At 62.2% G+C, this 19238-nt stretch carries 17 protein-coding genes; 10 read left to right on the top strand and 7 right to left on the bottom strand.

From position 1 onward, the window contains the following. The first annotated feature begins 8 nt into the window (after nt 1-8). The 6 genes from purH to pnp all read left to right on the top strand — a co-directional run bounded on the left by purH (nt 9) and on the right by pnp (nt 7903). Nucleotides 9-1598 carry a bifunctional phosphoribosylaminoimidazolecarboxamide formyltransferase/IMP cyclohydrolase gene (gene purH, locus LHL23_RS11130; RefSeq protein ID WP_226429914.1) on the top strand — a complete coding sequence of 530 codons (1590 nt, stop codon included), beginning with the start codon at nt 9-11 and terminating at the stop codon, nt 1596-1598. A gap of 16 nt (nt 1599-1614) precedes the next feature. Next, a complete protein-coding gene (gene lspA / locus LHL23_RS11125) occupies nt 1615-2097 on the top strand; it encodes a signal peptidase II (protein ID WP_226429913.1) in 483 nt (160 codons plus the stop codon). A gap of 55 nt (nt 2098-2152) precedes the next feature. Beyond that, entirely contained in the window at nt 2153-2674 is a 522-nt protein-coding gene (locus tag LHL23_RS11120) for a DUF3035 domain-containing protein (RefSeq protein ID WP_222477324.1), read from the top strand. 175 nt (nt 2675-2849) lie between these two features. Continuing rightward, a complete protein-coding gene (locus LHL23_RS11115) occupies nt 2850-4193 on the top strand; it encodes a M16 family metallopeptidase (protein WP_222477325.1) in 1344 nt (447 codons plus the stop codon). Continuing rightward, entirely contained in the window at nt 4190-5509 is a 1320-nt protein-coding gene (locus tag LHL23_RS11110; protein ID WP_226429912.1) for a M16 family metallopeptidase, read from the top strand. Before LHL23_RS11115 ends, LHL23_RS11110 begins: the two co-directional genes overlap by 4 nt. Nucleotides 5510-5755: 246 nt before the next feature. Next, nucleotides 5756-7903 (top strand): polyribonucleotide nucleotidyltransferase, encoded by a 2148-nt coding sequence (pnp, locus tag LHL23_RS11105; protein ID WP_222477329.1) that lies wholly within the window; start codon nt 5756-5758, stop codon nt 7901-7903. Nucleotides 7904-7975: 72 nt separating this feature from the next. On the opposite strand, the gene LHL23_RS11100 is transcribed toward pnp, so the two are convergent. After that, nucleotides 7976-8854, bottom strand: coding sequence for a glycosyltransferase family 2 protein (locus LHL23_RS11100; protein WP_226429911.1), 879 nt, complete (start codon nt 8852-8854; stop codon nt 7976-7978). A 30-nt stretch (nt 8855-8884) separates the two neighbouring features. Here LHL23_RS11100 and LHL23_RS11095 point away from each other — a divergent pair, with 30 nt between their 5' ends. Next, nucleotides 8885-9904, top strand: a complete 1020-nt coding sequence (locus LHL23_RS11095) for a glycosyltransferase (RefSeq protein WP_226429910.1) — start codon at nt 8885-8887, stop codon at nt 9902-9904. Between the two features lie 190 nt (nt 9905-10094). On the opposite strand, the gene LHL23_RS11090 is transcribed toward LHL23_RS11095, so the two are convergent. After that, nucleotides 10095-10745, bottom strand: coding sequence for a peroxiredoxin (locus tag LHL23_RS11090; protein WP_226429909.1), 651 nt, complete (start codon nt 10743-10745; stop codon nt 10095-10097). Between the two features lie 277 nt (nt 10746-11022). Here LHL23_RS11090 and LHL23_RS11085 point away from each other — a divergent pair, with 277 nt between their 5' ends. Continuing rightward, entirely contained in the window at nt 11023-12462 is a 1440-nt protein-coding gene (locus tag LHL23_RS11085; protein WP_226429908.1) for an aldehyde dehydrogenase family protein, read from the top strand. Nucleotides 12463-12570: 108 nt separating this feature from the next. On the opposite strand, the gene LHL23_RS11080 is transcribed toward LHL23_RS11085, so the two are convergent. Both LHL23_RS11080 and LHL23_RS11075 read right to left on the bottom strand, forming a co-directional pair. Beyond that, entirely contained in the window at nt 12571-12864 is a 294-nt protein-coding gene (locus LHL23_RS11080; RefSeq protein ID WP_222477341.1) for an AzlD family protein, read from the bottom strand. Further along, nucleotides 12857-13570 (bottom strand): AzlC family ABC transporter permease, encoded by a 714-nt coding sequence (locus tag LHL23_RS11075; RefSeq protein ID WP_226429907.1) that lies wholly within the window; start codon nt 13568-13570, stop codon nt 12857-12859. The genes LHL23_RS11080 and LHL23_RS11075 overlap by 8 nt, the downstream gene beginning before the upstream one ends. Nucleotides 13571-13675: 105 nt before the next feature. On the opposite strand from LHL23_RS11075, the gene LHL23_RS11070 reads away from it, so the two are divergent. Further along, nucleotides 13676-14230 carry a helix-turn-helix domain-containing protein gene (locus LHL23_RS11070; protein WP_226429906.1) on the top strand — a complete coding sequence of 185 codons (555 nt, stop codon included), beginning with the start codon at nt 13676-13678 and terminating at the stop codon, nt 14228-14230. 12 nt (nt 14231-14242) lie between these two features. Here the strand turns inward: LHL23_RS11070 and LHL23_RS11065 are convergent, their stop codons facing one another. Continuing rightward, nucleotides 14243-14896 (bottom strand): RluA family pseudouridine synthase, encoded by a 654-nt coding sequence (locus tag LHL23_RS11065; RefSeq protein ID WP_226429905.1) that lies wholly within the window; start codon nt 14894-14896, stop codon nt 14243-14245. 137 nt (nt 14897-15033) lie between these two features. On the opposite strand from LHL23_RS11065, the gene truB reads away from it, so the two are divergent. Continuing rightward, a complete protein-coding gene (gene truB, locus LHL23_RS11060; protein WP_226429904.1) occupies nt 15034-15951 on the top strand; it encodes a tRNA pseudouridine(55) synthase TruB in 918 nt (305 codons plus the stop codon). 33 nt (nt 15952-15984) lie between these two features. Here the strand turns inward: truB and LHL23_RS11055 are convergent, their stop codons facing one another. Both LHL23_RS11055 and LHL23_RS23490 read right to left on the bottom strand, forming a co-directional pair. Continuing rightward, nucleotides 15985-17625, bottom strand: a complete 1641-nt coding sequence (locus LHL23_RS11055; RefSeq protein WP_226429903.1) for a calcium-binding protein — start codon at nt 17623-17625, stop codon at nt 15985-15987. Nucleotides 17626-17857: 232 nt separating this feature from the next. Then, nucleotides 17858-19135: a calcium-binding protein gene (locus tag LHL23_RS23490; protein WP_264181205.1), complete on the bottom strand. Its 1278-nt coding sequence runs from the start codon at nt 19133-19135 to the stop codon at nt 17858-17860. Nucleotides 19136-19238 lie beyond the last annotated feature (103 nt).

Genomic DNA, 19238 nt, shown 5'->3' with positions numbered 1-19238 from the left:
GCCCTGCCATGACCGACCTTCACCCCGTACGCCGTGCGCTGCTTTCCGTATCCGATAAGACCGGCCTGATCGAGCTGGGCCAGGCGCTGGCCGCGCGCGGTGTCGAGCTGCTCTCGACCGGCGGTTCCGCCAAGGCGCTGCGTGATGCCGGCCTGACGGTCAAAGACGTCTCCGAAGTGACAGGTTTTCCGGAAATGATGGACGGCCGCGTCAAAACCCTGCACCCGATGGTGCATGGCGGCCTGCTGGCGCTGCGCGACAATGACACCCACGTCGCCGCGATGAACGAGCATGGCATCGGCGCCATCGACCTGCTGGTCGTGAATCTTTACCCGTTTGAGGCCACCGTGGCCAAAGGCGCGGACTACGATACTTGCATCGAGAACATCGACATTGGCGGCCCGGCGATGATCCGTGCGGCGGCCAAGAACCATGCCTTCGTGAACGTGGTCGTGGATGTCGAAGATTACGAAAAACTGCTGGGCGACATGGACCAGCACGACGGCGCGACCTGCCCGCGGTTCCGCCGCAAGCTGGCGCAGAAGGCCTATGCCCGCACGGCCGCCTATGACGCGGCTGTGTCCAACTGGCTGGCGGGCGAGCTGGAACTGCAAGCGCCCAAGCGCCGCGCCTTTGCCGGCGAGCTGAAGCAAACCCTGCGCTATGGTGAAAACAGCCACCAGACCGCGGCCTTCTACACCGACGGCTCCGACCGTCCTGGCGTGGCCACCGCTGTGCAGCTGCAGGGCAAGGAACTGAGCTACAACAACATCAACGACACCGATGCGGCTTATGAGCTGGTGGCGGAATTCGATCCGGCCGAAAGCCCCGCAGTTGCGATCATCAAACACGCCAACCCCTGCGGCGTCGCCAAGGGCGCAACCCTGGCAGAAGCCTATCAGAAGGCGTTTGACTGCGACCGTACCTCGGCCTTCGGCGGTATCGTGGCGCTGAACCAGCCGCTGGACGCGGAGACCGCCGCCAAGATCACCGAGATATTCACCGAGGTGGTGATCGCGCCGGGTGCGTCTGATGAAGCCAAGGAAATCTTTGCCGCCAAAAAGAACCTGCGCCTGCTGCTGACCGACAGCCTGCCGGACCCGCGCAAGCCCATCGTGGCCTACAAGCAGGTGGCCGGCGGCATGCTGGTGCAGGACAAGGACGTCGGCTATGTCGGCATGGATGACCTGAAAGTGGTGACCGAGAAGGCGCCGTCCGATGCCCAGATGCAGGACCTGCTGTTTGCCTGGAAAGTCGCCAAGCACGTCAAGTCCAATGCCATCGTTTATGTGAAGGACAACGCAACTGTCGGCGTCGGTGCTGGCCAGATGAGCCGTCTTGACAGCGCCAATGTGGCTGCCGCCAAGGCGGGCCGCATGGCCGCGGAACTGGGTCTGGAAGAAAGCCTCGCCAAGGGCTGCGCTGTGGCTTCGGATGCGTTTTTCCCCTTCGCGGATGGCCTGCTGGAAGCAGCCGCCGCGGGCGGTGCCTGCGTGATCCAGCCGGGCGGCTCGATGCGCGATGACGAGGTGATCAAGGCGGCCAACGAGAAAGGCCTCGCCATGGTCTTCACCGGCATGCGCCACTTCCGCCACTAAGCAGGGCAGCTAAAACATGGCAGCACGTTGGATGATCTGGGGCGCGGTCCTCTCCTTCCTGGCGGATCAGGCTAGCAAATACCTGGTGGTCCACTGGATGGGGCTGGATCAGCGCCACCGGATCGACGTGCTGCCGCCGTTCCTCAATTTCCGCTACGGAGAGAACACCGGCATCAATTTCGGCCTGTTCGGCGGCGGCGACGAAGCGTCGCGCTGGATCCTGATCGGGCTGTCAGTGGCAATCTGTATTGCCGTGGCTGTGTGGATCCTTCGGGCGCAAAAAGCGTCATGGGGCATGCAGCTGTCCGCCGGGCTGGTGATCGGCGGCGCGCTGGGCAATGTCGCGGACCGGTTTTTGTACGGCTATGTGCTGGATTTCCTCAACACATCCTGCTGCGGCATCCAGAACCCGTTTGTGTTCAATGTCGCGGATATCTTCATCTTTGGCGGTGCGGCCGGGCTTATCTTCTTTGACGGGCGCAGCAAAAAGCCTGCGTAGACCTTGCCGGGCAATTGCGTTACAAGCGCTGGGAAACAGGCAGGAGTTTGGGGCAATGCGGATCCCGTTCGGAGTGATCGTTCTGGCTGGCGCGCTGGCAGTGTCTGGCTGCGCGCAAAAAGGGCTGCGCGTGCTTCAGAAGCCGGGGACCGGTCCGGATGAGTTTCTGGTCCTTCCGGGCAAGCCGCTGAGCACGCCGGAAAGCTATGCCTCGCTTCCCGTGCCGACTCCGGGCGGCAGCAATCTGACTGATCCCAATCCGCAGGCTGATGCGGTTGCCGCGCTGGGCGGAAAGCCGGGCGCCCTGGTGCCCGCAACCGGTGTGCCGTCAGGCGATGCGGCGCTGGTCACCGCCTCCAGCCGCTACGGTGTGGAACCGGGCGTGCGCGAGACGCTTGCGTCGGAGGATGCAAAATTCCGTCACCGCAACCGCCATCTGGGACGGATCAAGATCGTGCCTGTAGACCGCTACGAGCAGCTGTACCGCAAGCAGAGCATTGATCCCTTTGCCGTCAGCGACCAGTTCCGCAAGGCGGGCGCGGCCACGCCCTCTTCACCGCCTGAAGAAGAATCCTGATCCCTCACTTTTCTGCCAGCCGGCCTTGCAAGACGCCGGCGGCAACGTAGGTTGACAGCAGTCTTTCTGCTGGCAATGGACGGCGAATTGTGGCTGCATTGATCAAAATGAACAAAAGAGCAGTAAACGCACTGTGCCGGGCGATGGCAGAGGTGCAGAATTTGGAGGATGCCAGATGATCCAGAGGATCACATTGGCCGCCGCAGCGTTGAGCGCTGCCTTGTCCGTCCCGGCACGGGCTGAAGATGAGGCGGTGACCGCGTTCACCTTGGACAATGGCATGGATGTGGTGGTGATCGAGGATCACCGCGTCCCGGTCGTGCAGCAGATGGTCTGGTACCGGGCCGGCTCCGCGGATGAGCCGCCGGGCCAGTCCGGCGTAGCCCATTTCCTCGAGCATCTCCTCTTCAAGGGCACCGACAAGCTGGCTCCGGGCGAGCTGTCTGCCACCGTCCGGGCCAATGGCGGCCAGGACAACGCGTTCACCAGCTATGATTACACCGCCTATTTCCAGCGTGTTGCCGCCGACCGGCTGGAGCTGATGATGCAGATGGAAAGCGACCGGATGACCAACCTCCGGCTCAGCGAGGAGGATATTGCCACCGAGCGCGAGGTCATTCTGGAGGAGCGAAACCAGCGCACAGACAACGACCCGGTTGCGCTGTTCCGCGAGCAGCTGCAAGCGGTGCAATACCTTAATCACCGTTACGGCCAGCCGGTGATCGGCTGGCGCCACGAGATGGAAAGCCTGGACATGGAGGACGCGCTGTCCTTCTACCACACCTATTACGCACCCAATAATGCAATCCTGGTAGTGTCCGGCGATGTCCAGCCGGATGAGGTGAAGGCGCTGGCTGAACAGTACTACGGCGTGATCCCTGCCAATCCGGACCTGCCGGAACGCTTCCGCAGCCAGGAGCCGCCGCAGACCGCCGCGCGCCGTGTGACGTTCGAAGATCCGCGCGTGGCGCAGCCCTATGTGCAGCGCTCCTATTTGGCACCGGAGCGTGACAGCGGCGACCAGCAAAAGGCCGCGGCGCTTTACCTGCTGGCGGAGCTTCTGGGTGGCGGCAACACCTCTTATCTGGCAAACGCGCTGCAATTTGACCAGCAGGTCGCGGTCTACACGGGCGCTTTCTATTCTGGCAGCACGCTGGACGACACGTCATTCACCCTGCTGATCGTGCCTGCCGAGGGCACCAGCATGGAGCAAGCTGAGGCAGCTCTGGACTCAACCATCGCCCGGTTCCTGGAGGAAGGCGTGGACGAGGCCCAGCTGGAGCGGATCAAGCTGCAATTGCGCGCCGCTGAAATCTACGACCGCGACAACGTGAACGGCATTGCCAACCGCTACGGCCAGGCGCTCAGCATCGGGCTGACGGTGAAGGATGTGCAGGACTGGCCGAAGATCCTGCAATCGGTGACCGCGGATGAGATCATCGCCGCCGCAAATGAGGTCTTGCGGCCGCAAACATCAGTCACGGGCTGGATGACGCGCAGCCAGGAGGTGACCCAATGACTGTGCTGAAATTTCTTGCCGCTGCTCTGACAGCCTGGTTTCTGGCGCTGCCGGCCTGGGCCGGGATCAAAATTCAGGAAGTGACCTCGCCCGGCGGCATCACAGCCTGGCTGGTGGAGGATCACGCGATCCCTTTCTCTGCCCTTGAACTGCGTTTCCGCGGAGGCACGTCCCTGGATGCGCCCGGAAAGCGGGGCGGGGTCTATTTGATGACAGGTTTGCTGGAGGAGGGCTCCGGCGACCTGCGCGCGCAGGACTATGCACGGGCACTGCAGTCTCTGGCGGCGGAGTTCAGCTATGACGCCGACAAGGATTCGGTGTCCATATCCGCCCGCTTTCTGACCGAAAACCGTGCGGATGCGGTGGCGCTGCTGCGTCAGACTCTGTTTGAACCGCGGTTCGACCAGGATGCGCTGGACCGAGTGCGGGCGCAGGTGCTGGCGGGACTGCGCTCCGATGCCAAGAACCCAAACAATATCGCCGGCTTGGCCTTCGCCAAAATGGCCTATGGCGATCACCCCTATGGCAGTGACGGCAAGGGCACCTTGGAGTCGGTTGCCGCGCTCAGCCGTCAGGACATTTTCGACGCCTATGAGGCGGTGTTTGCCCGCGACAGGCTCTATGTCAGCGCTGTTGGCGACATCACCGCGGATGAGCTTGGCATCCTGCTGGACGATCTTCTGGGGGCGCTGCCGGCCAAGGGCGCGCCTATTCCCGGCCCGGCAAAGGTGAACATCGAGGGCGGGGTGACCGTGGTCGATTTCGACACGCCGCAGTCGGTGGCGCTGTTTGGCCAAAAGGGCATCAAGCGCGAGGATCCGGATTTCTTCACCGCCTATGTGATGAACCAGATCCTGGGCGGCGGCTCCTTTGAAACAAGGCTGATGACGGAAGTGCGGGAGAAACGCGGGCTGACCTACGGTGTTTACTCCTACCTGGTGCCGCGTGATCTGGCGGCGGTTTACATGGGGTCTGTGGCGTCCGCCAACGGCAAGATGGCAGAGGCGGTGGAAGTGATCCGCAACGAATGGCGCCGCATGGCCGAGGAGGGCGTGACCGAAAAAGAGCTGAAGGACGCCCAAACCTATCTGACCGGTGCCTACCCGCTGCGCTTTGACGGCAACAGCCGCATTGCCTCGATCCTTTCGGGAATGCAGATGGACAATCTGCCTGTCAGCTATGTGGAGACCCGCAATGACCGCATTAACGCCGTCACACTGGAAGATGTGAAGCGTTTTGCGGCGGAGTTCCTGGACCCCGACGGGCTGCATTTCACAATTGCGGGCCGCCCGGAAGGCCTGGAAACCACCAATTGACCCGGGGCAGGCGCGGTTTCGCCGCCCGCCTGCAGCCTGACCACAGCGCGCCGCCGCCCACTGCGGCGGCGCGCTGCCGCTTTCCCTTTCATTTTGCCTGAAACTCCTGTATGGGCGGGCCTGTCTGAGACGATGTGCCAAGGCCCCGGCACGCGAAAGAAAGATAGATGGGGCCGGCGGCAATGGGGCCGCCACGCAAACGGGAGACCCGGAGGGCCGGGAGTGCTCCCAATTAGGATACGCTAGATGTTTAACGTCACCAAAAAATCGATGCAGTGGGGCGAAGAGACGCTCACACTGGAAACCGGCAAGGTTGCCCGCCAGGCTGATGGCTCCGTGATTGCCACGCTGGGCGAAACCTCGGTCATGGCCAACGTGACCTTTGCCCGTCAGCAGAAGCCCGGCCAGGACTTCTTCCCGCTGACCGTGCACTACCAGGAAAAATACTATGCTGCGGGCAAGGTGCCCGGCGGCTTCTTCAAGCGCGAAGCGCGCCCGACCGAAAAAGAAACCCTGACCGCGCGTCTGATCGACCGTCCGATCCGCCCGCTGTTCGTCCCCGGCTTCAAGAACGAAGTGCTGGTGATGTGCACCGTGCTGAGCCACGACCTGGTCAACGACCCGGACATCGTCGCAATGATCGCGGCATCCGCTGCCCTGACCATCTCCGGCGCGCCGTTCATGGGCCCGATCGCCGGTGCCCGCGTCGGCTTTGTTGATGGCGAATACGTTCTGAACCCGACCGTCGACGACATGCAGGATCTGCGCCTCAACCCCGAGCAGCGTCTGGATCTGGTTGTGGCCGGCACCAAGAACGCCGTGATGATGGTGGAATCGGAAGCTTACGAGCTGACCGAAGCGGAAATGCTGGGTGCGGTGAACTTTGCGCATGAGCAGATCCAGCCGGTGATCGACCTGATCATCTCGCTGGCCGAAGAAGCCGCCAAAGAGCCTTTCGACTTCGAGGCGCCGGACTACTCCGAGCTGTACGAGGCGGTCAAAGCGGCGGGCGAAACCGACATGCGCGCGGCCTTTGCGATCACCGACAAGCAGGAGCGCACCGCCGCTGTGGCCGCTGCCCGCGAGACCATCAAGGCCGCCCTGTCCGAAGAGCAGCTGGAAGATGCCAACCTGGGTTCCGCACTGAAGAAGCTGGAAGCCGGCATCCTGCGCGGCGACGTGGTGAAAACCGGCAAGCGGATCGACGGCCGCAAGACCGACGAAATCCGCGATATCGTGGCTGAAACCGGCATGCTGCCGCGGACCCACGGCTCGGCGCTGTTCACCCGCGGTGAAACCCAGGGCCTGGTCGTGACCACGCTGGGCACCGGCGACGACGAGCAGTTCATCGACGCGCTGCACGGCAACTTCAAATCGAACTTCCTGCTGCACTACAACTTCCCGCCGTACTCGGTCGGTGAAGTGGGCCGTGTCGGCTCCCCGGGCCGCCGCGAAATCGGCCATGGCAAGCTGGCCTGGCGTGCGCTGCAGGCGGTTCTGCCCGCGGCAACCGACTTCCCCTACACCATCCGCGTTGTCTCCGAGATCACCGAATCGAATGGTTCGTCCTCGATGGCATCCGTTTGCGGCGGCTCGCTGTCGATGATGGACGCAGGTGTTCCTCTGAAGGCGCCGGTGGCCGGCGTTGCCATGGGCCTGATCCTGGAAGACGACGGCTCCTACGCGATCCTGTCCGACATCCTGGGTGACGAAGACCACCTGGGCGACATGGACTTCAAGGTGGCAGGCACCGAAAACGGCATCACCTCGCTGCAGATGGACATCAAGGTCGCCGGCATCACCCCGGAGATCATGGAGAAAGCCCTGGCCCAGGCCAAGGACGGCCGCCTGCACATCCTGGGCGAGATGGGCAAAGCCCTGACCGAAGCTTCCGAGTTCTCGGTTCACGCACCGCGCATCGAGACCATGCAGATCCCGACCGACAAGATCCGCGAAGTGATCGGTTCCGGCGGCAAGGTGATCCGCGAGATCGTCGAAGTGTCCGGTGCCAAAGTCGACATCAACGACGACGGCGTGATCAAGATTGCCAGCCCGAACGGCGAAGCCATCAAGAAGGCCTATGACATGATCTATTCGATCGTGGCAGAGCCGGAAGAGGGCGCCATCTACACCGGCAAGGTCGTGAAGATTGTCGACTTCGGCGCTTTCGTGAACTTCTTCGGTAAGCGTGACGGCCTGGTGCACGTCTCCCAGATCGAAAACCGCCGCCTGAACCACCCTTCGGACGTTCTGAAGGAAGGCCAGGAAGTGAAGGTGAAACTGCTGGGCTTCGACGACCGCGGCAAGGTCCGCCTGTCGATGAAGGTTGTCGATCAGGAAACCGGCGAGGAAGTCCAGCCGGAGAAAAAGGAAAAGGCCCAAGCCGAGGATTAATCCCTGGCGGCAGGCACAAGAAAGCCCCGGCATTCAGCCGGGGCTTTTTCTTTGGGGTAAAGGCTTTTCGGATCAGCGGCGTTCGTGCGTACCGCGCAGCCAGGTCAGCCGCATCTGTTCGGCGATCATGGCCAACCGCAGCCGGTAGGCACAGCCCCAGACCTGAAAAACCTGCCGAGAGCTCAGTTCAGGATCCTTAATGGCTCGCCGAAGGAGCTTGGTGGGAGGGATGATTTTCTTGATTGGCGGAATGTAGTAGCGGAACCGGAAGTTTCCGGCGCTGCGGATTTTTGCGCCCAGAATACGCCGGGCTTTTGTCGCCAGCGCATCAAAACTCTCACGGGCAGGGTGCCCGACAATCACGTCCGGCGTATAAATCAGTTCAAGTCCGTTGGCTTGCGCCCGCCTGCTCCATTCCATGTCGCCGCCGGACAGCGCTTCGCCATCGAACAATCCGACCTTTTCAAATGCTGCCCGCCGCACAAAGACGTTGGCAGTGGCAGCCCGGCCTTGGCGCGCATAACGCTCCTGCTGCAAGCAGGTCAGCCGGTCGTAGATCTCGGGCACGGTCCAGTCCGAACCGGCGGGCTCCAGCACAACCGCGCCAGAAAAACGCAGGATGCCGGGATGCTCCTTGAACGTGCGCAGCCCGTTTTCGATGTAGCCGCGCCTGGGGGTGCAGTCAGCATCGGTAAAGAACAGCAGGTCGGTCTTCGCCTCGGCAATTCCTGCATTCCGGGCCGCATACGAGCCTGGCTTCGGCTCCCAGATGACGCGTGCGTTTTGCGGAAGAACAAGATCCTCCGGAACGTCGTCATGTTCTGCGTTGTTGACAACAATGATCTCGAAAGCCGATGGCCCTGCGGTCTGATCAGCGAGATGATCGAGGCAACGCTGCAGCACTGACCAGCTATGGTAGGTCGGAATGATAACGGATGCGGTGAGACTCAACAGACTGCCCTATCTACAGGTGTCCCGGCGGTGCCGGTTGCGCGGCGAACGTATAGCCATTATTGCTGCCCCATGTCCATATCGGCCCCCTTCAGAATCACGGTTGCTGCGCTGACGCGGCAACGGCCTGCCATGCTTGCGGCGCTCGTCCGCAGCTGGGGTGAAATGGATATCCCCGAAGGCTGCGAAGTCCGCTGTCTTGTTGTCGAGAACGACACTGTTCCCTGCAGCGAGTCCGTGGTCCAAGAAGCCGGGTCTATGCCTAACGGTGTTGCGCTTGACTATGTTCTGGAAACAGAACTGGGTATCCCCTTCGGCCGCAACCGTGCGGCAAAGGAAGCAATCGCCAACGGGTCTGACGTTTTGGCGTTTGTGGACGACGATGAGACAGTGGCGCAGGACTGGCTGGTGCGGCTGACCGAAGGGTTCCGCGCTAGCGGCGCGATGCTGGCCGGCGCGCCGCTTCGGGCCGCTCCGGTTCATGAGGGCGCCAGCCTCGTGCAGCGCCTGATGCACGCAAATATTGCCAACCGGTATTTTCGGAAAGAGAACCGGGCAGCCCGGAAAGCCAGCCTGCAGGACTCCGGCCCTGTAACCACGGTGACGAACAATTGGATGGCTGATCTCCGGCTGTTCACGGAACACGGCCTTTGGTTTGACGAAGCGATGCGAATGACAGGCGGCACCGACGCGAAGTTCCATGCCGAAACGCGGGCCAAAGGGCTTCCCGTCGGCTGGGTCAAGGACGCCTTCGTTTATGAAGAAATTCCGCAGCAGCGCCTGTCGTTCTGGTATCAGGCCCTGCGGGCGCGCGATCAGGTGAACACCAACTTGCGGCGGAAATTTGATGAAAGCTTTGGCTCTGGCCTAGCGCGGATGATGGCGCTTCCGCTAAAGGCGCTTCTTCTGGTCGGGTTGCTTCTTGTTCTGCCGTTCCAGCCGCAGCAGCGTCTAATGGACGTGGCGCGCACACTTGGCTGGGTGCTGGGTGCCTTGGGCATTCTGGTTGGATACCGTTCGGAGCTGTATCACAAGGTCACGGGCACCTGAAAAGCCGTCGCAGGCATTGGCGATGCTTTCGGACAGGCGCAGTTCATATCGGTCTTGCCGCGCTGCAGTTTCTGGAGAGTTGAGCGCCGTACCAGCGCTATAAGCACTGCCCGGCAGCGTGCATCCGGTCTGCATGCGGAAAATGCGGGCGCAGAGAATAGCGCCCGCATTGTGTCTGCAAGGAAAAGCTTTATTCCGGCGCCTTCACTTTGCGTAGGTAAGGGAAGATCGTCTCGAACTCGCCAAATTTCTCTTTGGCTTCCTCGTTGGAAACCGCAGGCGGAATAATCACGTCCTCGCCCGGAACCCAGTTCGCGGGGGTGGCAACGCCCTTGGCGGTCATCTGCAGCCCGTCCAGTGCCCGCAGAATCTCTGCAAAGTTGCGGCCCACGGTCATCGGATAGGTCATCGACAGTTTCAGCTGCTTGTCCGGGCCGATGATGAAGACCGAGCGCACGGTGGCGCTGTCGGCCGGGGTGCGGCCGTCGGGCAGATAGGCCTCGGCCGGCAGCATGTCGAACGCTTTGGATACCGCCAGCCCGTCGTCGGCAATGATCGGGAAGCCAGGTGCGGCCTTGCCGTATTCCTCGATGTCTTTTTTCCACTTGCGGTGATCTTCGGCGCTGTCGACAGAGACGCCGATCACCTTGGTGTTGCGCTTGGCCCATTCGTCGCCCAGCTGCGCGACGGCCGAGAATTCGGTGGTGCAGACCGGGGTGAAATCCTTGGGATGGGAGAACAGAATCGCCCAGCTGTCGCCGATCCAGTCATGGAAGGTAATCGTGCCCTGATCCGTTTCCGCGGTAAAATCCGGGACCGTGTCGTTAATGCGCAAACCCATGGCGGTATCTCCTTGTCGGTTAAGTATTGAGTCGTTTTGACTGTTATCTAAGTACTCTAACGCAACGAAAAAGCCGACGTGCAAGTAAAGCGCAAAATATCATTGCTTCCCGTGTCGGCAGCCGCCTGCTGCTGCTGCGGATAGGCATTGACAGTGCCCGCAATAATTTGATCAAATTATGCAGCAAACACCCTTGCCCACTCTGAGGTGCAGTGACAGAGTGGCCGCAAAACCGGCAAGCCGGTGCCAGACATCCATCTGAATCGGGAGTTCCCAGATGATCGAGAAACGCGACTTTTATATCAACGGCCATTGGGTCGCCCCCTCTGCAGCCAACGATTTCGAGGTGATCAATCCTTCGACTGAAGAACCCTGCGCAGTGATCTCGCTGGGATCCGAGGCCGACACCAACGCTGCCGTGGCCGCGGCCAAGGCGGCGCTGCCGGGCTGGATGGCGACCCCGGTGGAGGAGCGCATCGCGCTGGTGGAGAAACTGATCGACGTCTACGAAGCCCGCGCCGAAGACCTCGCCCAGGCGATGTCGCTGGAAATGGGCGCGCCCATCGACATGTCGCGCACCTCGCAGGTGGGTGCAGGCAGCTGGCACCTGCGCAACTTCATCACCGCGGCCAAGGAGTTTCCGTTTGACGCGCCGCTGAACGACCGCAGCCCCAACGACCGCATCATTCATGAGGCAGTGGGCGTTTGCGCTCTGATCACGCCTTGGAACTGGCCGATGAACCAGGTGACGCTCAAGGTTGGCGCTGCGGCAGTGGCCGGCTGCACCATGGTGCTGAAGCCGTCGGAGCAGAGCCCGCTCAATGCGATGATCTTTGCCGAGCTTATGGACGAGGCCGGCTTCCCGGCGGGTGTGTTCAATCTGGTGAATGGCGACGGCGCGGGCGTTGGCTCGCAGCTGACCACCCACCCGGATGTGGACATGATCTCCTTCACCGGCTCCACCCGCGCGGGCATCGCGATCACCCAGGCAGCGGCGCCGACCCTCAAGAAGGTGGATCTGGAGCTGGGCGGCAAAGGTGCCAACGTGATCTTTGACGACGCCGACGAGAAGGCTGTGAAGCGCGGCGTGCTGCACATGATGCAGAACACCGGCCAGAGCTGCAACGCGCCCAGCCGCATGCTGGTGCAGAACAGCATCTATGATCGCGTGGTTGCTGAGGCCGCGGAAGTGGCCACCAAGGTCGAGGTCGGCCCGGCAGATCAGCAGGGCCGCCATATAGGCCCGGTCGTGAATGAGATGCAGTGGAACAAGATCCAGGACCTGATCCAGAAGGGTATCGACGAAGGCGCCAAGCTGGTGGCCGGCGGCACCGGCCGTCCGGATGGCCTGAACAAGGGCTATTATGTGAAGCCCACCGTCTTTGCCGATGTGAACAACCAGATGACCATCGCGCGCGAGGAAATCTTTGGTCCGGTGCTGTCGATCATTCCTTTCGAGACAGAGGAAGAAGCGATCGAGATCGCCAATGACACGCCCTACGGGCTCACCAACTATGTGCAGACCCAGGACGGCGCCCGCGCCAATCGTATGGCCCGTGCGCTGCGGTCCGGCATGGTGGAGATGAACGGTAAGTCCCGCTCGGCAGGCTCGCCCTTTGGCGGCATGAAACAGTCCGGCAAGGGCCGTGAAGGCGGCAAATGGGGTATCGAGGACTTCCTGGAAGTAAAAGCCGTCGGTGGCTGGGCTGCCGAGTAAGCCCGCTGCTTTCGCAGTGATGGAGAGCCGCCTTTCGGGGCGGCTTTCTTATTTGTGCGGAAAGGGCCGGTGGTGCTCCGGCGCCTGCAAGGCGAAACCTGGAGTAGGTTAATAATAGGCTCTAAGCAGGAAAATGGCAGCGATGCCGGCCGCCATTGTCAGCGGCAGGCTGCGAGAAAGCATCGCCACCACCAGCGCGGTTGCGCCTGCAGCCCATTCCTGCGGCCCGCCCTGCATCAGCAGATAGGTGACAAGCGACAGGATCAGGCAGCCCGGCAGCGCCTGCAGCCCGCGCGCCCAAGGGCCGTGGTCCGGGAGACGCCGGCCCAGCAGGTAGCCCGAGAGGCGCACGGTGAATGTGGCAGCGGCAAGGCCAAGGATCAGGGGCCAGGTTTCAGTCATTGTTCAGCACTCCTGCAATTGCAGCGCCGCCCAGCCCCCCTAGGATCAGCGTCCAGGTCGGATCAAGCGGGGTGAGCAGTCCGGCCAGCAGAACGATGGCAACGGATCCGCCCCAAGGCAGCAGCATAGCACTGCCGCTCCACAGGGAGCGCAGGATGGCGATGAAGGCGGCAGTGAAGGCAAAGTCCATGCCCAAGGCGCGCGGCTCCGGCACTGCCGTGGCGAAACTCGCCCCCGCCACCGTGGCCAGTACCCAGACAGCCACCAAACCCAATCCGCCGCCGACTAGGTACCAGTAACCAACGCTATTGCCGCGGGCGCGCTTGGCGTGCATCAGCGCCCAGTTTTCATCCGTAGCCAGGTGCACGCCCAACAGGATCTGCCACCATGGCCGCCCGGCAAGCTCATCCCGCAGCGAGGCGGTGATCAGCAACAGCCGCAGGTTCAGCGCGAGGCCAGCCAGCAACGCCGCACCGGCGCTCGCCCCAGCCACCAGCCGCTCCACCGCGATGATCTGAGACGAACCGGCAAAGACGATGGTCCCCATCACCCCGGTCTGCAGCCCGCTCATCTGTGCCTGCGCGGCCAGCAGGCCAAAGGCGAGCCCGTAGACTGCGACGCCGACCGCAAGCGGAAGAATGTCCTGCAGGCCGGCCATCAGCTGGCTGCGGGCGCCTGGATGGGTGGTGATCTCCTGAATGGCCATTGCACGGCTCCTCTGGAAACTGGCTGAATGTTCGTCTAGTCCGAACGTGTGGTTTCTATATCGAACGACTTTTCTGTTCGTCAAGTCGAACAAATGGGTGAAATAATGAACGCTACAGCGCCGCACCAGATGATCGCCGCGGCCATCCAGCGCGAACGCAGCCGGGCGGGGATATCGCTTTCGGCCCTTGCTGCGCGGGCGGGGATAGCCAAATCAACGCTTTCACAGCTGGAGGCCGGCAATGGCAATCCCAGTGTCGAAACCCTTTGGGCGTTGGCCGCCGCATTGGACGTTCCGCTGAGCCTGCTGTTTGAAACCGAGGCGCCTGCCACCCGGCTGATCCGCGCGGATGAAGGCGAGGTGCTGGAATCCGAACAGTCGGATTTCGCTGCCGTGCTGCTATCGCGCTGTCCGCCGAACGTGCGCCGGGATGTCTACCGTGTGGTGATGCAGCCAGGGCAAATCCGCCGCGCCCAGTCGCATCCGCGCGGCACGGTGGAGCATATGCTGGTCTGCTCCGGTCAGATGCGGGCCGGGCCGGAGGGGCAGGAAGAGACCTTGAAGCCCGGCGATTACTACACCTATCCCGGCGACCGCCCGCACAGCTACGAGGCGCTGCAGGCGGAGACGCTGTTCATGATGGTGATGGAGGCGCCGTAAGCTCCGCAGGCTTCAGAAATCCGGCTTGACCCGGAACTTCAAGGACTCGCCGCTGTCTGGGTGCTTGATCCGCAATTCCTCCGAATGCAGCATCAGGCGCGGATGTTCCAGCGCGGCGCCAGTGGCATAGAGCGGATCGCCCAGGATCGGGTGGCCCAGCGACAGCATATGCACCCGCAACTGATGCGAACGCCCGGTCTTGGGGGTCAGCCGCACCCGTGTGGCACCGTCCTCATACTTCATCACCCGCCAGTCGGTGACGGCAGGCTTGCCGGTCTCGTGGCAGACCATTTGTTTGGGCCGGTTCGGCCAGTCGACGATCAGCGGCAGGTCCACGGTGCCGCTGCGCGGCTCCAGCCTGCCTGCAATCCGCGCTACATAGGCTTTCTTCGCGGTGCGTTTTTCAAACTGCATCGACAGGTGCCGCTGCGCATGCGGGGAAAGGCCAAACACCATCACGCCGGAGGTGTCGCGGTCCAGCCGGTGCACCAGCAGGGCCTCGGGGAAGGCAGCCTGGATGCGGCTGATCAGGCAATCGGCCAGATGCTCCCCGCGGCCTGGAACCGACAACAGGCCGGCAGGCTTGTTCACCGCTAAAAGTTCGGCGTCGTGGTGCAGGATCTCCAGCGGGTCCTGCGGCGGGGTGTATTCGCTTGAAACGGCCATGGCGGCTTGCCTACTGCGTGATCCCGGCAAGGGCAAGCTGCGCAGCGCCGCTTTCCCGCCGCCAGCGCCTTTGCTAAATTGACACTGTCCCGGCGATCCGGTAACCGGCGCGCCTCACATACACATGGGGACGATGCATGGCACGCAAACGCAAAGGGCGCGATATTTCCGGCTGGCTGGTGGTGGACAAGCCCGCGGGCCTGACCTCGACGGCAGTCGTGAACAAGGTGCGCTGGGCGCTGGATGCCAAGAAGGCCGGCCACGCGGGCACCCTGGACCCCGAAGCAACCGGCGTTCTGGCGGTGGCGCTGGGCGAAGCGACCAAGACCGTTCCCTATATCACCGACGCGCTCAAAGCCTATACCTTCACCGTGCGGCTGGGTCAGGCGACCAACACGGATGATGCCGAGGGCGAGGTGATTGCCGAAAGCACCGAACGTCCGACGGATGAACAGATCAAGGAGGCGCTGCTGCCCTTCCTGGGCGAGATCATGCAGGTGCCGCCAAAGTTCTCTGCTGTGAAAATCGACGGCCAGCGTGCCTACAAGCTGGCCCGCGACGGAGAAGACGTCGAGATCGAAGCCCGTCCGCTGTGGGTGGAAGAACTGGTCATGCTGGACCGCCCGGACCAAGACCATGTGGTGCTGGAGATGACTTGCGGCAAGGGCGGCTACGTGCGCTCGATCGCGCGCGACCTGGGGGCGGCGCTGGGCTGCCACGGCCATGTGAAGGAACTGCGCCGCATCTGGTCCGGCCCGTTTGATGCGGCTGAGGACGGGATCTCGCTGGAGGAAATCGACCGCCTGGCCCGCACCCCGGAGCTGGACGCATTCCTGCGCCCGCTGGAGGAAGGCCTTGCAGATCTGCCGGAGGTCAAGTGCACCCCCGAGGCCGCCGTCCGGCTGCGCAATGGCAACCCGGGCATGGTGCTGCCCAATGACAACGTGGAATACGGGGATGAGGCCTGGGCCTCGCTTGATGGGCAGGCAGTGGCCGTTGGCGTATACAAATCCGGCACCCTTCATCCCAGCAGGGTATTTGTCCAGCCGGAGTGATCCGGCTGCCAGCAGTACCTTGGGGCCGATTCTTTAGCCCCGGTAGTTGTGGAAGACGCTCAACTGAATGTGCAAGCCGTTCCGGTTGACCTCGTTGCCTTCCAGATCGTACCAGGTTTCCTCTCCGGTTTCCGAGGTATGGAGGAAGCCGGCGTTCAGGCCCGTCTGGCCTTGCAGGTTCAGCACCTTGTGACCGTCTACCTGAACGCTTGAGCCGCCATCCGCTGTTTCACTTAGTGTGACCCGGCCGCGCAGGTCGTAGCTGGGGCCATGCGCCACACTGTCCTCTGGCAGAACCGCGCCGCCGGCAATCGAAACCTGCACGCTTTCCGTGGCAGGGTCGAAATCAGTGATGACCGTGCCGCCCAGCGTGCTGTCAGGGTTCACGTAGGCCCAGAAGCTGTCTGCCCCCTCGCCACCTGTCACCAGGTCGCCGCCGGAGGCATAAATCCGGTCCTCCCCTGTTCCGCCATCCAGAGTATCCCGATTTTGGTCGATATACTCGAAGACAGAGGCGCTGTGGTTGGAGTGATAGCTGTTGTCGTTGCCGTGGATGGTGTCGCTCCCGGCGCCGCCGTGGATACTCTGTGCCCCATCGCCGCCAACCAGAAAGTCGTTTCCATCGCCGCCGTTCAGGGTGCTGTCGCCTTCGGCCCAGGCCGAAACCAGGGCAGCGCCGCCTTCCAGAACCCCGCCGTCGCCATCAAAATACGCGTACAGCCGTTCAACCCCATCTGCAGCCACCACGGTGTCGCCGTTCCCGGCCTCAACAAGCACTGTTGCTGCATTGTCCAGCTGAACCAGGTCGCCTGCACCGTCACCTGTGGTGCCGATGAAAACGGAGGCTTCCGCATCGGAAACCCGGATCGTATCCGCGCCTTCACAGCCAAACAGATTGTGATGCAGGACTTCGGATCCGTGCAGCCAGCCCTGATCCCGGATCTCATAGAGGGCAGAGCCGGAGCTAACACTCGCCTCGGGCAGGGCGGTTTTGCCATCGCCCGTGACCGTGATCACATCATCACCTGCACCGCCGTTGATCAGCGAGCCATCAGATGAGACGGAAATGGCGTTGTCTCCGCTGCCTGCGATCACCATCCTGTAAAGGTCCCCGGCTGCCGGTTCGGCGATAGCGATTTCACTGTCTTCCGACGTCACGGCGTCAAAGGAAACCTCTTCATACTCCCAGCCCTGCACAGGCAGTTGCCCTTCGAAGATAACCGAGCCCTCCGGCAGCTCCGTCACGCCGGGGAGGGAAAGAACCATTTCTCCATCACGGGAATAGATCCCCAGGCCTTCTTCGTCCGGCAAGGGGGCAACCTGCATCCCGGTGCCGAAGTCCTCAAGAACCAGCTGGTCTTCTAACGGGTTGAAATCGGTCAGCCTGATCAGGTTCTCGCCAGCATTGGAGAAATGAGCTCCGTCCACGGAAAACCGGTCTGCGCCCTCGCCGCCGGTTCCGGTGTTGCCCTGCTGCAGGTGCAGCTGATCATCGCCGTCCCCGCCTAGAAGCACGTCTGTGTCGCCGCGGTTGCCGGTCAGGGTGTCATTGCCGCTGCCGCCAATAAGGGTGTCATCAAAGTTGACTTCACCTGTCAGCTCACGCGGATCGTCCAGTTCTGCTGGTTCTGCCGGTTCGTCCGCTTCGAAGCTGTCATCACCACCCATTGCCATTGCGGCAGAACCGATTGTTGCAAGCGAGAGTAAGAAAAGAAGTTCCATGGGAATCTCTTTAGGAGATCAATATCAAGGACAATGTTCAGGTATGAAGTGACTCCACCCTAGGGTGTGAAAAGCGCCTTTGCAATCAGCTGCTAACTTGATCCCGCCTACCCAAACCGGAACCGCGCTGCTTTGGCGGCAGCTCTCGCAAGAGCCGGCAGTCAGGCGGCTGTTCGCCTTTTCCTCAGGCAGGTGCGGCCGTTTCGTTGATTCCGAACACTGAATAATAATCCTGAGCGGTCAGGAGTATGGCGGCATCTGCGCCGTCTTCGGCGCTGATTTCTTCACCCGCAGCATTGCGCCAGCGGTCTTCGCTGGTGGAATAGTCGTCATGGAATGCAATGCCGACGCCTGACTGGTCGCCGGGCAGGGTGGCGATGCTTACACCGTCCATGGCGATCAGGGTGCTGTCCTGATCCGCGTCATAGTTGATGCTTAGCCCGGCTATGGCGTCCTCCAAGTGGAAATCCGGAACCCTGCTGTGGCCGGCGACAACAGGGAAATCAATCCGCAGCTGATCCTCTGATGGGTCGAAATCGCTGATTTCCGCTGCCGGGGTGCCGGGTTCAAAAACATTGGTGAAGGCGTGGAAGCTGTCTGCTCCAGCGCCGCCGGCTGCGGTGGTGCCGGGTCCGATCCACAGGTGGTCATCGCCGGCGCCGCCGTCGAGCACATCGCCATCGTCGCCGATCCTGGTCAAGTCGCCTGGGTAGTGATTGTAAGAGCCCTCGTAAAAGACCGCGCCGCTGCCGCTGAAGAGCCAGTCGTTGCCCGCGCCGCCGGACAGGGTATCCGCGCCGCTTTCGCCAAAGACAACGTCATAACCTGCTGTACCGGCCAGCTCGTCGTCCCCTGAGGTGCCTCTGACCGCATCCAGCGCAAAGGGCACGCTTCGGCCAGGGTCCTCGAACCGCAGCGTGCTGGCAGCCGCGCCACTGCCGTCCAGAATATCCACCTCAATCGCTTCGCCGTCAGCCAGAGTAACCCCGGGCAGAGTCAGGATTGTCCGCTGGTTGAGCGTGTCGATGAAACGCAGGCCGGTGCCATCCTCGGTTTCGAACAATTCGGTGTGTCCGGTGTCGATGGCGAATGCGAGCTGATCGGAGGCCAGTTCAAAATCCTCGATCACCGTTTCCCGGCTGCCTTCGTCGCCCAGGATAAACCGGTCCCCGCCCTCGCCGCCCTGGGCGGAGTTGCCCGCGCTCAGGTGCAGTTCGTCGCCGCCGCCGCCGCCTGCCAGCAGGTCCCGGTCGCCAGCGTTACCCCTCAGCGTGTCATTTCCCACGCCGCCTTCCAGAACGTCATCAGTACCGGCGGTACCGGAGACTTCTATGGCTTGAACCGGCTGGTCTGGTTCTTCTGGCCCCTCCGTTTCGGATGATCCTTCAGAAGCAGCATCTGAGCCGTCATAGCCAACCGCTATGGCCGAACCTGCAAGTGCAAGAAAAATGAGAAGTTCCATATCACTCTGACTATTCGAACCGGTCAAAATCATAGCGGCAGAAATGCGCCCGCCCTTCGGCTTCAGGTTGCGCGAAGACCGCTTGGAACACAACCCCGGCCGC

This window comes from Leisingera sp. McT4-56 (assembly GCF_020514995.1).
GTDB classification, from domain to species: Bacteria; Pseudomonadota; Alphaproteobacteria; order Rhodobacterales; family Rhodobacteraceae; genus Leisingera; species Leisingera aquaemixtae_A.
This window is presented reverse-complemented; position numbering and strand designations above follow the sequence as displayed.

Bases quoted from the DNA above. Each gene is read 5' to 3' on its own strand.
- purH (WP_226429914.1), top strand. From the start codon at position 9: ATGACCGACCTTCACCCCGTACGCCGTGCGCTGCTTTCCGTATCCGAT.
- lspA (WP_226429913.1), top strand. From the start codon at position 1,615: ATGGCAGCACGTTGGATGATCTGGGGCGCGGTCCTCTCCTTCCTGGCG.
- LHL23_RS11120 (WP_222477324.1), top strand. From the start codon at position 2,153: ATGCGGATCCCGTTCGGAGTGATCGTTCTGGCTGGCGCGCTGGCAGTG.
- LHL23_RS11115 (WP_222477325.1), top strand. From the start codon at position 2,850: ATGATCCAGAGGATCACATTGGCCGCCGCAGCGTTGAGCGCTGCCTTG.
- LHL23_RS11110 (WP_226429912.1), top strand. From the start codon at position 4,190: ATGACTGTGCTGAAATTTCTTGCCGCTGCTCTGACAGCCTGGTTTCTG.
- pnp (WP_222477329.1), top strand. From the start codon at position 5,756: ATGTTTAACGTCACCAAAAAATCGATGCAGTGGGGCGAAGAGACGCTC.
- LHL23_RS11090 (WP_226429909.1), bottom strand. From the start codon at position 10,745: ATGGGTTTGCGCATTAACGACACGGTCCCGGATTTTACCGCGGAAACG.
- LHL23_RS11085 (WP_226429908.1), top strand. From the start codon at position 11,023: ATGATCGAGAAACGCGACTTTTATATCAACGGCCATTGGGTCGCCCCC.
- LHL23_RS11080 (WP_222477341.1), bottom strand. From the start codon at position 12,864: ATGACTGAAACCTGGCCCCTGATCCTTGGCCTTGCCGCTGCCACATTC.
- LHL23_RS11075 (WP_226429907.1), bottom strand. From the start codon at position 13,570: ATGGCCATTCAGGAGATCACCACCCATCCAGGCGCCCGCAGCCAGCTG.
- LHL23_RS11070 (WP_226429906.1), top strand. From the start codon at position 13,676: ATGAACGCTACAGCGCCGCACCAGATGATCGCCGCGGCCATCCAGCGC.
- LHL23_RS11065 (WP_226429905.1), bottom strand. From the start codon at position 14,896: ATGGCCGTTTCAAGCGAATACACCCCGCCGCAGGACCCGCTGGAGATC.
- truB (WP_226429904.1), top strand. From the start codon at position 15,034: ATGGCACGCAAACGCAAAGGGCGCGATATTTCCGGCTGGCTGGTGGTG.
- LHL23_RS11055 (WP_226429903.1), bottom strand. From the start codon at position 17,625: ATGGCAATGGGTGGTGATGACAGCTTCGAAGCGGACGAACCGGCAGAA.
- LHL23_RS23490 (WP_264181205.1), bottom strand. From the start codon at position 19,135: ATGGAACTTCTCATTTTTCTTGCACTTGCAGGTTCGGCCATAGCGGTT.